At 60.6% G+C, this 13,102-nt stretch carries 12 protein-coding genes; 6 read left to right on the top strand and 6 right to left on the bottom strand.

Features of this window, described 5'->3' with window-relative positions; all coding sequences use genetic code 11:
* Position 1: 1 nt before the first annotated feature.
* Both J3P73_RS06035 and J3P73_RS06030 read right to left on the bottom strand, forming a co-directional pair.
* Positions 2 to 2,314, bottom strand: coding sequence for an autotransporter family protein (locus tag J3P73_RS06035; RefSeq protein WP_130665452.1), 2,313 nt, complete (start codon positions 2,312 to 2,314; stop codon positions 2 to 4).
* A gap of 813 nt (positions 2,315 to 3,127) precedes the next feature.
* The gene (locus tag J3P73_RS06030; RefSeq protein WP_245002715.1) at positions 3,128 to 3,559 is read right to left on the bottom strand and encodes a hypothetical protein; all 432 of its coding nucleotides are present in this window, start codon (positions 3,557 to 3,559) and stop codon (positions 3,128 to 3,130) included.
* A 313-nt stretch (positions 3,560 to 3,872) separates the two neighbouring features.
* Here J3P73_RS06030 and J3P73_RS38255 point away from each other — a divergent pair, with 313 nt between their 5' ends.
* Both J3P73_RS38255 and J3P73_RS38250 read left to right on the top strand, forming a co-directional pair.
* On the top strand, positions 3,873 to 4,298 hold the full coding sequence (locus tag J3P73_RS38255) for an IS5 family transposase (RefSeq protein ID WP_207579795.1): 426 nt from the start codon (positions 3,873 to 3,875) through the stop codon (positions 4,296 to 4,298).
* Positions 4,217 to 4,669, top strand: a complete 453-nt coding sequence (locus J3P73_RS38250; protein ID WP_425328904.1) for a hypothetical protein — start codon at positions 4,217 to 4,219, stop codon at positions 4,667 to 4,669. Before J3P73_RS38255 ends, J3P73_RS38250 begins: the two co-directional genes overlap by 82 nt.
* Here the strand turns inward: J3P73_RS38250 and J3P73_RS06020 are convergent.
* Positions 4,664 to 5,779: an IS110 family RNA-guided transposase gene (locus tag J3P73_RS06020; RefSeq protein WP_130772323.1), complete on the bottom strand. Its 1,116-nt coding sequence runs from the start codon at positions 5,777 to 5,779 to the stop codon at positions 4,664 to 4,666. The genes J3P73_RS38250 and J3P73_RS06020 overlap by 6 nt on opposite strands.
* 117 nt (positions 5,780 to 5,896) lie before the next feature.
* Between J3P73_RS06020 and J3P73_RS06015 the strand changes: the two genes are divergently transcribed.
* Entirely contained in the window at positions 5,897 to 6,124 is a 228-nt protein-coding gene (locus tag J3P73_RS06015; RefSeq protein WP_024319366.1) for an IS5/IS1182 family transposase, read from the top strand.
* A gap of 126 nt (positions 6,125 to 6,250) precedes the next feature.
* Here the strand turns inward: J3P73_RS06015 and J3P73_RS06010 are convergent, their stop codons facing one another.
* Positions 6,251 to 6,460 carry a hypothetical protein gene (locus tag J3P73_RS06010; protein ID WP_003557162.1) on the bottom strand — a complete coding sequence of 70 codons (210 nt, stop codon included), beginning with the start codon at positions 6,458 to 6,460 and terminating at the stop codon, positions 6,251 to 6,253.
* A gap of 262 nt (positions 6,461 to 6,722) precedes the next feature.
* On the opposite strand from J3P73_RS06010, the gene J3P73_RS06005 reads away from it, so the two are divergent.
* Together J3P73_RS06005 and J3P73_RS06000 are read left to right on the top strand one after the other, a co-directional pair.
* On the top strand, positions 6,723 to 8,555 hold the full coding sequence (locus J3P73_RS06005; protein WP_130681157.1) for a methyl-accepting chemotaxis protein: 1,833 nt from the start codon (positions 6,723 to 6,725) through the stop codon (positions 8,553 to 8,555).
* A gap of 187 nt (positions 8,556 to 8,742) precedes the next feature.
* Positions 8,743 to 9,432: an HAD family hydrolase gene (locus J3P73_RS06000; protein ID WP_130681155.1), complete on the top strand. Its 690-nt coding sequence runs from the start codon at positions 8,743 to 8,745 to the stop codon at positions 9,430 to 9,432.
* Between the two features lie 65 nt (positions 9,433 to 9,497).
* On the opposite strand, the gene J3P73_RS05995 is transcribed toward J3P73_RS06000, so the two are convergent.
* Together J3P73_RS05995 and J3P73_RS05990 are read right to left on the bottom strand one after the other, a co-directional pair.
* Entirely contained in the window at positions 9,498 to 10,220 is a 723-nt protein-coding gene (locus J3P73_RS05995; protein WP_018069133.1) for a PDZ domain-containing protein, read from the bottom strand.
* Between the two features lie 543 nt (positions 10,221 to 10,763).
* Entirely contained in the window at positions 10,764 to 11,411 is a 648-nt protein-coding gene (locus J3P73_RS05990) for a hypothetical protein (RefSeq protein ID WP_130681153.1), read from the bottom strand.
* 263 nt (positions 11,412 to 11,674) lie between these two features.
* Between J3P73_RS05990 and thrC the strand changes: the two genes are divergently transcribed.
* Entirely contained in the window at positions 11,675 to 13,099 is a 1,425-nt protein-coding gene (gene thrC, locus J3P73_RS05985; RefSeq protein ID WP_130785651.1) for a threonine synthase, read from the top strand.
* Positions 13,100 to 13,102: the final 3 nt, after the last annotated feature.

Below are 13,102 nucleotides of genomic sequence, written 5' to 3'. Positions count from 1 at the left end.
GCTACCACTTCACGCTGAAACCGATCTTTGCGCCGATGGTGTTGCTGTCGCCGAAGTCCTTGAGGCTGGTGCTGGCAAAGGCTTCGCCGTGGGCTGCATAACGCTCATCGGCCCAACTGAGTGAACCGCCCAGGCCAAGACCGCCCCAGAGGGCTTGGTTCACGTTGACGACGCTCGTCCCCGAGATGTCGGTCTTCGAGCCGTCGAGGAAGTCATAATAGAGATTGGCGATGCCGTAGACCGTCGAGTGGCTGGTCTTTCCGGAGGCATCCTTCCAATCGCTGTCAAAATCGGCCGAAATGCCGAGGCGGCCGGTCAGGCTGTCACCATCATCGAGCGATACATCGGCGCCAAAGGCATCGGTGAAGCTGTCGAAGCGCACCGAGGAATAGGCGAGTTGCGCCTGCGGCGTCAGCGACCACTGGCTCGTCAGAGCGATGTTCTGTCCGGCTTCGACGCTGAACCCATAACCGAGGCCGTCATTGCCGTCGGCAAGCGAAGTTTGAAGTGTCGACGATTTGAGATCGCTGTCATACCAGGTGACGGCAGCCTGCGTGTCGATGTAAAAGCCGCTCTTTCCGTACCAGGTCAAGGTGCCGTCGAAGCCATAACCCGTTGTGTCGATGTCGCCCTTGCCGAAGCGCGAGGAGATATCGGCCGAAGCGGTGTTCATATGGAAGCTGATCCCGCCGATCAGGGCACCTGCCCCGCTTTCACGCAGCATTCCGTCGACTCCGGCCTGCAGCGTCCAACTATTCACCTCATAGTCGGTGCCGGTGGTCGAGCTTTCCGGCTCGAAGTGCGAACGGTTACCGCCGATGCGGGTCTGGATCCCCGTGGCGGCGGTGTTGCCGTCCTGGTCTGCGGATCGATCACCGTCGAGCATCCACCCACCGGTGCGCTGGCGTAGCGTGCCGAACTGGTTGAGGCTCTGGAGCACGCCGGCATAGGCCTCGTAGACCGGCACACCGGGCGCATAGATCGGTCCGATCGCGACGCCTGCGGCATCGAGCTCGGTCGAACGCAGATACCAGTCGCCATCGGCAGGTGTGCTGACGCCGCCCTGGTAGAGGCGGTAGGCATATGCGCCGCCGACCACGGCCTGATCACCCTCGAATAGATAGTCGCCGAGCAGCGAAAACGTGCCGGCGGATATGCCGCCGACATCGATGATCTTGATGCCCTCGACCGTCTGAGCGCCGCCGCCGCCGAGATTGATGACCGTGACATTGGTCGTACCTGCGGTATTGCCCGTCACCACCAGACGATCGGATGGCGAGGCATCGCCGCCGAGGATTGTTTCGATCTCGAGGGTGCCGCCAGTGCCGGTATAGTTGCCTGCGATCGTCAGCGTGCCGATCGAATTGCCGGGTGCGACCACGCCGGCATTGGTCACATCGCCGAAGATCGTGCCGATGCCGCCGAGAATGCCGGCCCCCGATGTCGTGACCGGGCTGGTGATCGAACCGTTGACGGCAAGCCGGCCACCGGTCACGGCCGTCGCGCCGGTATAGGTGTTGACGCCCGACAGCGTCTGATTGCCTCCGGTGACGGTCAGTCCACCCGTGCCGCCGATGACGCCGCCGAAGGTGTCGTTGGCATTGGTGATCGTCAGAGTTTGGGCGCCGAGCAGCACGCTGCCGCTGCCGGCCAGGCTCTGGATGGTCGGGGTCGTAGCGGCCGAAACGTTGAAGATACCATCCGCGACAACCCGGCTGGAATTGGCAACGGCGCCAGCGCTGGATAGCGCGAGGCTGCTGCCGAAGTCGATCTGGGTTTCGCCGGTATAGATGCTGTTTGCCAGGAGGCTGAAGACGCCGCCACCGGTGACGGTCAAGCCGCCGATGCCGGTGAACCTCGACGCCGCATCGGTTCCCACAGCAAAGCCGGCGGTATCGATCGCCAGCCCCCCAGCGAGCAGGTTGAGTTCGGTTCCGGAGAATCCGTTTATGAAGGTCGCGTTAGCGGCCGTCGCGCGCAAAATACCATTGTCGAAATTGGCCTGGCTCGCGCCGGGGCCGCCCCGAAGGGATAGCGTCTGCAAGGTGCCGCCGCTGCCGATGTTGAGCGTGCCCGACGACGCGGCACCGCCGCCCAAGATTGTATTGGATCCCGTGGTGACTTGGCCGCCATTTTCAATGCTGAGGGTGCCAGTGCCTTGAAAGCCGACATAAAAAGTTCCAAGCGGTATGGTCCATTGCGATCCTGAGCCGGTGACTGTGACGGTCCCGGAGCTTCCGGCTACGACCGCAAGCCGGGCGATGCTTGTGCTGGTCAAACGGCTGCCGTTCTGGATCGTGAGTGCGCCAGACACACCGGCGACTTGGCCCACGTTTATGGCGCCTATCGAAACGACGCTTGGCCCGCCTATCCCGAGGACTGTATCCGGCCGCGTTGCACCCGCTCCGCCGATGTTGACAGTTTGACCTGCCACCGGAGCGGTCCCGGTCGACCAGTTGCTGCCGTTCGTCCAGTCACTGCTTGACGCGCCGGTCCAAAGAGCGACTTGGGCCGATGACGCTCCTGCGGAGAGTGCCACCAGCGCCGCCCCCAAGGCACCGATCAACAGACCTCGCAGAGTCAGAGATGTGGCGGCCATCTTGTTGATGGCTCGTCCCAGCATATTGCGGCCCATGATCGTCCCCGGAATCGTTTACGGAACAATACGGTAGGTGAGGCACAGAAGGATGACAACCTGCCGGCTCAACTAAATTCTCCTATAGCTTGAACATTCCTTGCCAATTTCAGGCAAGTTGTAAGGTCCCGAAAGATCGACCCAGCTCGCAAGATGAGTTCGGTCCTGGGGCGTCCGCTCAGTTCAAGCAAACCGCCAGGCGACAGTCAAAAGTGCCGCCGGCGATGGATTGCGCCATACATTGAAGCGCAAATTCGAGCATAGGCCTTTGGCTGTGACAGCCGCCACGATCTCGATCTCATTCCAACGGCGCATGTCCCCCGAGATCGCATGCGAAGCAGATGCAATGTCGCGCCCCATTCGTTCAACCATTCCGCGACAAGTGATCAAAAGTGAGATTGCGACGTGAACCCTTTTTGGAGCCGTCCCCTTGCCCGCGGATCTTGCCCGTTCACGCCGCTTACACGCGCGCCGCCCCAGCTTCCCGAGCGCTCAGGCTCCTGCCCTCTTTTCATCTTCCTGCCGCACATGCGCCCGCAGTGCCGCAAGCGTAAGGGCCAGCGCCGCGTGATTGCTCTCGGCTTCACCAAGGATATTTTCGTCCTCGCGGATCTCGCGCAGCTGCGCACCGTAAAGCGACTCGTCTGCTGTCTGGCGACCGCGGGCAAGGTGCCAAACCGCATCCGGCCGGACTTCCCGGCACAGGTCGATGGCGTGATTGACGTCGTGTGTGAAGGGTCGCGCCATCAGGAAGCCGTGCTCTGACTTGATGCTGCTCGGCAGGTAATCGTGAGGACCGTCGAAATCGTTGGGCTCGGCCGGCCGGAGTTGCTTCAACAGAAAGGCACAGGTGATGAAGGCGTCGATCCGGCTGTCGGGCATGTCAGTCTTTTCCAGGGTTTCGATGATGTCCTCGATCGTCATGCAGTCTTCCTCTTCGTCCATTCTCTAGACATGCCGCTTGTTCTCCTCCCAAGAGCGGCGGTGGCGTCCTCCTCGATCGCCATCTAGTGCATGAGAATGCCAAAGGTAGCCCCCGGTCTGCGGTTAGTCTGGCATGAGGCGGATTTGATGGATGTCGCGCTATCCTCAACGCGGTAACTGGCTCGCCTGCTTCCAGACCATGTTCTCTCGGTACTCGTGAGCTAGCGGCGACTTGCCTCTAGGCTCCAAACCCAATCAAGCCATTGATCAAAATGGATCGCTGTGATTCATTATGATGACAATGGGAGTTTTGATGATGGCAGGAGAGTTCTGGCTTGATGATCAGCAGTGGGCGGTGATTGCGCCTCTACTTCCCACGAACCAACCTGGTGCTCATCGCACTGACGACCGTCGAGTGATTAGTGGAATCATCCATGTCCTGCGATCGGGTTGCCGATGGCAGGATTGTCCCGCTTGCTACGGGCCTTCAACAACCATCTACAATCGCTTCCATCGCTGGTCTGCGAAAGGAATATGGCGGCGGCTGTTTGAAGCTCTGGCGCAAACAACCGATCGGGATCTTCATATGATCGACAGCACCACCGCCAAAGCCCACCGATCAGCCGCTGGCGGAAAAGGGGGGCGGATGCCGAGGCAATCGGCCGCTCGCGAGGCGGCAGATCGACAAAAATCCATGCTGTTGTCGATGGTTGCGGCCGTCCAATCGCGCTGCGAATAACGCCCGGGCAGCGCGGCGACGCACCCGTTGCCGTTCCACTGCTCACGCGCTTGCCTGCGAGCCGCCTATGTGCCGCAGACACCGCTCTGATGTCCGTTGTCAATGCTTTAGGCGCGAGGAACCGACCGCCCAAACGAACGGCTGTTCATGATGATGATCGCGTATGGGTGGAGGCGGAACTCAAGGACGTCGGTGATCAAGCTCTGATGCGCGGATTGGCTACCGCATTCCCGATAGTGCGTCCGGGGCTGCTCCGATCTTACTGCGGGCGTCGGTCAAATGCCGGCCACAAAGCGTCTGACGGGTGTTCCCCTGCCGTTGTTCCGCCCCCGCCCATGCGCGAGGTGCAAGTTCGATGTGGCGATCTATGATCTGATCGCCTGCGCCTCCCTTGCAACAGCCCACATGAAGCCGGTCAGCTCACGGGCAATGGCGGTACAAACCACCGTCGTTCGCTTTCCGCGTCCGGTCAACATTCGATAACGAGCCGTCAACCGGTTCTGAGCCTTCCATGCTATCTCCCGCACTTTCGGCGGCGCTTGCTCCAGACGGTACAGCTTCCTCGCGCCGACCTTTGGCGGATGGCGATAAGTCCAGGCGCTCTCGACCAACATGTGCCGAACCCGGCCGTTGCCAGCCTTGGTAATCGCACCTCGTCGAACCGTTTCACCCGTTGATCGCTCGCCAGGTACCAGGCCGAGATAGCCCATCAGTTGGCGCGGGCTTTCAAATCGGCTCACGTCGCCGACCTCCGTGGCAAAGGTGACGGCCACGATCAGATCGACCCCTCTTAGCGTCTGTAGAGATCGGACGACCGGCGCAAGAGACCAGTTCGGTACGAATTCCTCGATGACCTTCTCCAGTCGTTCGACGCGCTCCTTCGAGACGCGCACCGCCTCGACCATTTCCTGCAAAGCGATCTGATGCGCGGGGTGATCGAATTGTTGCTCCTGCAGCCAGCACAGATATCGCATCGTCCAGCCCTTCTTGCGTGGATAGATGCGACCATGCTTGAGCATGAAGGCGCTGATCTGTTGTCGGTGAACCCGCAACGTCTCGACTGCTGCAGCCCGGGCGCGAACGAGGTCTCGCATCGCCTCATGACCCTCATCGGGAACCCACACCGCTGTGAGCTCGCCGGCCCTCAATAGCCGGGCGAGCGCGAGTGCATCTCGACGGTTTGTCTTCACCCTGTCGCCTGGCTTCCTTGGAATCAATGACGGAGCGACAACCATGCATTCATGGCCAAGGGATTGGATCAGCCGATGCAGGCCGTAACCGGTTGGGCCAGCTTCGTAGCAGAAATGTACACGATCAAACTTCGCGGCTATTCGCTGGATAATGCGGCGCATGCTGGCATAGGATGCATCAACCTCGCCGAAATAGCGGACCTCTCCTTCCCGGCCAGATTCGGCAACAGCAATTGCATTCTTCAGCTTGGCGACATCGATTCCGACAAAAGCTTCTCTATAATCTGCCACGGCTCGTCCTCCTGTGATGAGGATCGGCTCGGCCTGTCCGAGCAACCCTCGGAAAACCAGTGTAGGGCGAGCCACCTCAGGCGCGAAGACGGACATACGGCCTTATGACAGCGACACATACGCGACTTCCTCACCGCCCGCGGCACGCAGCCGGTCATTCCCAACAATCCTACTCGAAAGCGCATGCAGCCCTTCGACCCCATTGCCTACAAGCGCAGGAATATTATTGAACGCACCTTCTGCCGCCTGAAGGATTGGAGGCGCATCGCAACACGATACGACAAGCTCATGATCAACTTCGAGGCAACTTGCTACATCGCTGCTCTCGTCATTTGGTGGGCATGATTGAGTCTGGAGCCTAGAGCATGATGCCGAAAAGTGTGAGCGGTTTTCGGACGACATCATGCTCTACTTTTTTGATTTAGATCAGGATTCAGATTTTAGGCCGATCGGGCCTAAAATCATCCTGATCTAGCAGCCTTTCTTCCTCATCTTCCTTTCGATCTTGGCTCTCTTGTCGGTGCCATCCCCGGCATGTTTTCCGCCGGTCAGGGCATTATCCTTCATCGCCTGCAGCTGCGCACAGCTTCGGTGCTTGCCCTTGGCGATGACGTCGGTGGATGTGAAGGCAAACAGCAGCACTACGGCTGCTGCCGGTCGGACGAAAGCTGAAAGCCTCATGGTCCCTCTCCCATTGCGCATGCACCGTACGCCCCAGCCGGGGAAGCAGCAATCAACCTCGACGAGGCGCCTGCACTCGCTCAGGTCCGTCGTTCTATCGGCATCGGGCCTCCGCGCGACCCACAAAGAGTTCAACTTTTTGTCGAAATTGAAATATACACCACAACCTCTTGTTTTTGCGCCGCTAAGCGACATGGTGCTGAGAAAATAATTAAGCATGTTCGGCTACTCTCACGTTCTAAATTAACGAGAGAGCCCTGTCATGGCGTCGATCCAGCATAAGATCATCATTGCGAGCATCGCGATTTTCGGGTTGGCGGGCGGCGCCACAGGCGTCGGTATCTGGTCAGCCTCCATCCTTTCTGCAAACAGCGCCGATGTCAGCCAGTCAGCGCAAATTCTGCGCAATCACATGCAGGCCGACATGATGCATGACGCGCTGCGCGCCGACGTACTCGCATCGATGCTGGCATCCAACCCGGCAGCAGGCATCGCCGCTGACGCGGTGAAGGCAGATCTGGTGGAGCACGAGGCGTCGTTCCGGGAGATGATTGACGCAAACAAGGCGCTTGCCTCCGACGACAAGACCAAAACGATCCTTGCCGGCGTCGAACGTCCCCTCCTTGCCTATATGGAAAGCGCCACGAAGATGGTCGATCTCGCCGGCAAGGATCCCACCGCGGCATTGAAGGCATTGCCGGATTTCATGGCGCAGTTCTCGACGCTGGAAACGGCCATGGAACAGACCGGGGACCAGATCACGGCGGCGTCGGACGATATTTCCAAGCACAGCGCCGAGATAAAAGCTTCGGTCGATATTGTTCTGAAGGCACTTCTCGCTGCGGCCGCGCTGTTTGCGCTCGGCCTCTATTTCCTGACCCGCAAGACCGTCACCAAACCGATCCTTTCGCTTTCCAATGACATGCAAAAGCTTGCCGGCGGTGACACAGCCATTGCCTGCACCGGGATCGGCCGCACCGATGAAATCGGAACGATGGCATCGGCCGTCGAAATCTTCCGCCAGGCGGCGATTGCCAATAAGCAGCTTGAGCAAGACGCCGAGGCAGCCCGATTGCAGGGCGAAACCGAGCGGGTCACGGCGCGCAAGCAGGCTGACGAAGATGCCGCCGAACGGCTGCGGGCGGCGACATCGGGTCTCGCCGCAGGCTTGAAGCGGCTTGCATCCGGCGATCTCGCCTTCCAGATCGAAGAGCCTTTCGCCCCAGACTTTGAGGGCCTCCGGCATGATTTCAACATGTCGATCAGGCAGCTCGATCAGACGCTCGGCGCGATTGCGACCGCCATTGCCGCGATCGACGAAGGCACCAGGGAAATCGCCTCCGGGGCCGGCGATCTGTCAAAACGAACCGAACAGCAGGCAGCCTCTCTCGAAGAAACCGCCGCAGCGCTCGATCAGATCACCGCCAATGTCTCGAACTCGAGCAAGCGGACCGATGAGGCACGCACCGAAGCGACCGATGCAAACCGCAATGCCGCCAAGTCTTCGGAAGTCGTGTCGCATGCCGAAGAAGCCATGCGCCGCATCGAGGCTTCGTCCCAGCAGATTTCCAGCATTATCGGCGTGATCGACGAGATCGCCTTCCAGACCAATCTGCTGGCGCTGAACGCCGGCGTCGAAGCGGCACGCGCCGGAGACGCAGGCAAGGGTTTTGCGGTGGTCGCCCAGGAAGTCCGCGAACTCGCCCAGAGATCGGCTCAGGCGGCAAAGGAAATCAAAGGCCACATCCAGAAATCGTCGGTGGAAGTAGATAGCGGCGTCAAACTGGTTCTCGACACCAGCCAGGTTCTGAAGGCGATCAGCGAGCAGATTGCCCGCATCAATCAGCACATGGATGCAATCGCCGTATCGGCCAGAGAGCAGTCGACCGGCCTTGCCGAAGTCAACACCGCCGTCAATTCCATGGACCAGGTGACCCAGCAGAACGCGGCGATGGTGGAGCAATCCACCGCGGCATCCGGCCAGCTTGCACAGGAAGCTGCCAAGCTGCGCGAACTCGTTTCCCGGTTCAGGCTTCGCGCGACAGCTTCGACGCAACCTGCAGCGGGACGCCGGGGTGGGCAGCTGGCGGCCTGACGGCTGCTATCTGCTCGCCATTGTTCATTCCTGCGCCAACCCGACACGACCGATCCGGCAGCAATGCCGGAGCCGGTCGTCTGCCGCATCGCAGCCATGCTTGAGATCAGGTTGAGCTTTGGCCGGGCATCGTGTAAAGCCGCAGCATTCCCGGACAAGGCCCAGACTTTCAGCAAGGCGTGAACATATGGACGGCTTCGACCTCATCATCTTCGATTGCGACGGCGTTCTCGTCGATTCGGAAATCATCGCGGCGGAAGTCGAATCCGCGCTTCTGACAGAGGCCGGATATCCGATCGGCGTCGAAGAAATGGGCGAGCGCTTCGCCGGCATGACATGGCGCAACATCCTGCTGCAGATCGAGCGCGAGGCGAGCATCCCGCTTTCGGCGTCGCTGCTGGACAAGTCGGAGCATATGCTCGACCTCAGGCTGGCGCAGGATGTCCAGGCCATTCCGGGTGTCGAGTTCGCCGTCTCCAGGCTGCCGATGAAGCGCTGCATCTGCTCGAATTCGAGCACCAAGCGGCTCGACATGATGCTGACCAAGGTGGGGCTGAAGCCGCTGTTTGCGCCGACCATTTTCTCCGCCAAGGATCTTGGCCCCGACCGCGCCAAGCCGAAGCCCGACATCTTCCTGCACGGCGCAAGCCAAATGGGTGTTTCGCCTGACAAGGTTGTTGTGGTCGAAGATTCCGTGCACGGCGTGCATGCGGCGCGCGCCGCCGGCATGCGCGTCATCGGCTTCACCGGCGCCTCGCACACCTATCCCGCCCATGCCGACAAGTTGACGGATGCCGGCGCCGAAACGGCAATCTCCCGCATGAACGACCTGCCGGGCGTCGTTGCCGCACTGGCGGCCTGGGACAACGTTCTCTGACGAGCCTAAGCGCAGTTCGTTTGTCGAATTCGGACGAGCGCTTCTCGCCGTCACGACGGCTGGATTCAGCCGTCGTCACCCGAATCATCCGAGCCGTCGTCGCCGGAATCGTCCGAGCTGTCATCGCCTGAATCGTCCGAGTTGTCGTCACTGCTGTCGTCCGCATCGTCGCTGGAATCAGCGTCCGCCGACTCGTCCTGGGTCAGGTCCTCTTCAACCGTCGTCTCCTCGCTCTCCTCGGAAGTCTCAATTTCCGTCGATTCCACCGAAACATATTCCTCGTAGGACGACGAGCTTACCGTCGTGTCAGTCTCCCAACTAGAGATTTCGCTGACCGCAATCGTGTCGTTGTAGGATTCGAGTGTGATAATTGCGGCAACGGCGATCACTGCCCCACCACGCGCGACGCTGAAGGACATATCGGAATGTCCGGCCTTCAACTGGCGGCGCACGGCAACATCGACGTCGATCGGCTTATGAACCTTATGGCCCTGTACTTCAGCCAAAACGTCGCCCGGCTTGATCCCCTGCTTGTCGGCAACGCCGCCGGGCTTGACGGAAAGCACCAGAACACCGTGCGCGCCTTTGTCGAGTTTGAACTTCTTGATCACGCCCTTGTTGATCGGCAGCAGCAGCGCATCGAGCGCCTTGGATATCATCGGCCCAGATTTCGCATGGGCCGCCGGCGGGGTTGCCGCGAAGGCGGAGTGAACCCCGGCAAACGGAGAAGCAATATGTGCGACGACGATCAGTGCTCGGAAGGCACGATACGAATTCTTCAAGACCATCTCCTGGGTTGGCGCGAACAAGCTCCTGCTTCGTTCCGCACGGAGACGGTAGTCGACGGCTTCTAAGGATGTCTTAAATGAAGCAATGACCCAGAAAATAAAATATAGAAAACACTATATACTTCACTTGCTTGGCTCAATATTGGCCGCGTCTCGGTGCAACACCAGCAGTACCCACTCACGGATATCCGCTTTAAACGGATCCGAGTGCTGTCGCCGATCGGCAAGAAGAAGCGATACCACGGATTGGATCTTACCGCCGTTCACGCAGCAGAGCCCAGCCCACCTGCCGGTCGCAAACGCATCGAGTGGAAGCTGCTGATCGATATATCGTGGCCGGACCTGTCCTCGTCATGGCGATAACTTTCGTTGGACGCGGTCGCGGGCTATGTGGAGGCATCTCCTTTTTCTCGCCACTGCTGTCGCCCTGGCGGCGATGGCTGCCCCCTGACCCTAACCTGCCGGAGTCGAGACACTTGGCTCGACCCGGGTCGCGGCGGCGGCCGGATGAGGAGCCGCCGTTAGGTCGAAGCCCGAATTGCCCTAGCTGCTCTTCTTGGTCTTTGCCGGCTGGGTGTCGAAGCCGATATTGATGCGCACCAGGGCGCCGGAGCCGACCGGCATCGTGATGCCGTCCTTGCGGAAGATCACCTGCGTGCCCGGCGCACCCGCCGGGATCTCGGTCGGGAACTTGGTGACCTCGGAATAGAGCACGGTCTCGCCATCGACGACGGAGATACGGATCGGCAACGTCACCGGGCCCGGCGTGCCGGCCGGGCCGGTGATCAGGCGCAGCTGGGCGACGACCGTCATCGTCAGATTCGTGTCGTTCAGCGTGCACTGGCGGGTGTAATCGCCGAAGGAGGCCTGGAAGACGATCTGCTGCGGATCGTCCTTCTTGCCCTTGGCATAGGTGCGGAAGATCGCATCCTGGTCACGCATGAAGATCTGCGGGCAGGCGCCCTGGACGACGGGGGCGACCGTGCCCTGCGCCGTCGTGGCCGTGCCGATCGAGGGATTGTTCGAGGACGGGTTGGCGGGCGCCAGCGGCATGATCTGGGCGGTGCCGTTCGGCTGCGTCGCCGGCGCCGACGACTTGCTGTCGCCGCCTATGCCGAGCGAGTTGCAACCAGTGAGCAGGGCAAGAAAAGATGCGGAGACGATGAGACGCGAGACCTTGCCGAGCACCATATTCCATCCCTTGTGCAAGCGTTTCTTGGAGGCCCCATGTCTTTTTCGCAGGGCCTTTCATGACGGTTTGCGATGGTCTATATCAGCGGCGTAAACAAAAATCGATTGGGTAAGCGCCGTTTTGATGCACTTTTCGCCGCCGGATGCGGGCAACGTCAACAGCATACCCGCGATGCCATGCCTGCAGGGCGGCGCCTCTTCGATTTCCAGCGGACCGAGCCACGGCTGCGGCGAGCCGGATTTCCTTCAGCGATAGATCAAGGATGATGAACGTGGACTATATCTCGACCCGCGGCGAGGCCCCTTCCCTCGGCTTTTGCGACGCCCTGCTGACGGGGCTGGCGCGCGACGGCGGGCTCTACGTTCCGCGCAAATGGCCGAGCTTTTCGAAGAAGGAGATCCGCGCGCTGCGCGGCAAGACCTATCAGGAAATCGCCTTCACCATTCTGTCGCCCTTCACCAATGGCGAGATCCCCGACGACACCTTCCGGGCGATGATCGATGAGGCCTACGGCACCTTCCGCCATCCGGCGATCGCGCCGCTCGTCCAGACCGGGCCGAACAGCTTCGTCATGGAGCTGTTCCACGGCACGACGCTCGCCTTCAAGGATGTGGCGATGCAATTGCTCGCCCGGCTGATGGACTATGCGCTCGAGAAGCGCGGCGAGCGGGCGACGATCGTCGGCGCCACCTCGGGCGACACCGGCGGGGCTGCGATCGACGCCTTCGCGGGCCGAGAGCGCACCGACATCTTCATCCTTTTCCCGCATGGCAAGGTCTCGCCGGTGCAGCAGCGACAGATGACGACCTCGTCGTCACCAAACGTGCATGCGCTTGCCGTCGAGGGCAATTTCGACGATTGCCAGAACCTCGTGAAAGCGATGTTCAACGACGTGGCCTTCCGCGACAAGGTCCGACTATCAGGCGTCAACTCGATCAACTGGGCGCGCATCATGGCCCAGATCGTCTATTATTTCACGGCGGCCGTGGCGCTCGGCGGCCCCGACCGGAAGATCTCGTTCACGGTGCCCACCGGCAATTTCGGCGATATCTTCGCCGGCTACTGCGCCAAGCGCATGGGCCTGCCGATCGACCGGCTGGTGATCGCCACCAACGAAAACGACATCCTGGCGCGGACGCTGAAGACCGGGCGCTACGACATGAAGGCGGTCAAGGCGACGAGTTCGCCGTCGATGGACATCCAGATCTCCTCGAACTTCGAACGGCTGCTGTTCGAAGCCTATGATCGCGACGCCTCGAAGGTGCGCGCGGCGATGGAAAGCCTCAAGCAATCCAACGGCTTCGAGATCGGCGAGCAAGCGCTGAAGGCGATCCGCCGCAACTTCCGCGCCGGGCGCGCCAGCGAGAAGCAGGTGGCCGAGACGATCCGCAAGACCCATGCCGAGACCGGCTATCTGCTGGATCCGCATTCGGCGATCGGCGTCTTCGTCGCTGCCAAGAAAGAAAAGCCGAATACGCCGATGGTGACGCTTTCGACCGCGCATCCGGCGAAATTCCCGGTCGCCGTAAAATCCGCCTGCGGTATTGACCCGGCGCTTCCGACGTGGCTTGCTGATCTGATGCACAGGGAGGAGCGTTTCCAGATCATCAAACCGGAGCTGAAAGCCGTTGAGACTTTTATCGGCCAGCATGCCCGCGGCGAGACGACAGCAGGCGCAGAAAGATAGCCA

It is taken from the genome of Rhizobium ruizarguesonis (assembly GCF_017357285.1).
Lineage (GTDB): Bacteria > Pseudomonadota > Alphaproteobacteria > Rhizobiales > Rhizobiaceae > Rhizobium > Rhizobium ruizarguesonis.
The sequence above is the reverse complement of the archived record's forward strand: the minus strand, read 5'-3'. Positions and strand labels throughout refer to the sequence as shown.

Excerpts from the sequence above, each read along its gene's own strand:
- thrC (WP_130785651.1), top strand. The coding sequence starts at position 11,675 with ATGATGAACGTGGACTATATCTCGACCCGCGGCGAGGCCCCTTCCCTC.
- J3P73_RS38255 (WP_207579795.1), top strand. The coding sequence starts at position 3,873 with ATGATGGCAGGAGAGTTCTGGCTTGATGATCAGCAGTGGGCGGTGATT.
- J3P73_RS05990 (WP_130681153.1), bottom strand. The coding sequence starts at position 11,411 with ATGGTGCTCGGCAAGGTCTCGCGTCTCATCGTCTCCGCATCTTTTCTT.
- J3P73_RS06010 (WP_003557162.1), bottom strand. The coding sequence starts at position 6,460 with ATGAGGCTTTCAGCTTTCGTCCGACCGGCAGCAGCCGTAGTGCTGCTG.
- J3P73_RS06000 (WP_130681155.1), top strand. The coding sequence starts at position 8,743 with ATGGACGGCTTCGACCTCATCATCTTCGATTGCGACGGCGTTCTCGTC.
- J3P73_RS06030 (WP_245002715.1), bottom strand. The coding sequence starts at position 3,559 with ATGACGATCGAGGACATCATCGAAACCCTGGAAAAGACTGACATGCCC.
- J3P73_RS05995 (WP_018069133.1), bottom strand. The coding sequence starts at position 10,220 with ATGGTCTTGAAGAATTCGTATCGTGCCTTCCGAGCACTGATCGTCGTC.
- J3P73_RS06005 (WP_130681157.1), top strand. The coding sequence starts at position 6,723 with ATGGCGTCGATCCAGCATAAGATCATCATTGCGAGCATCGCGATTTTC.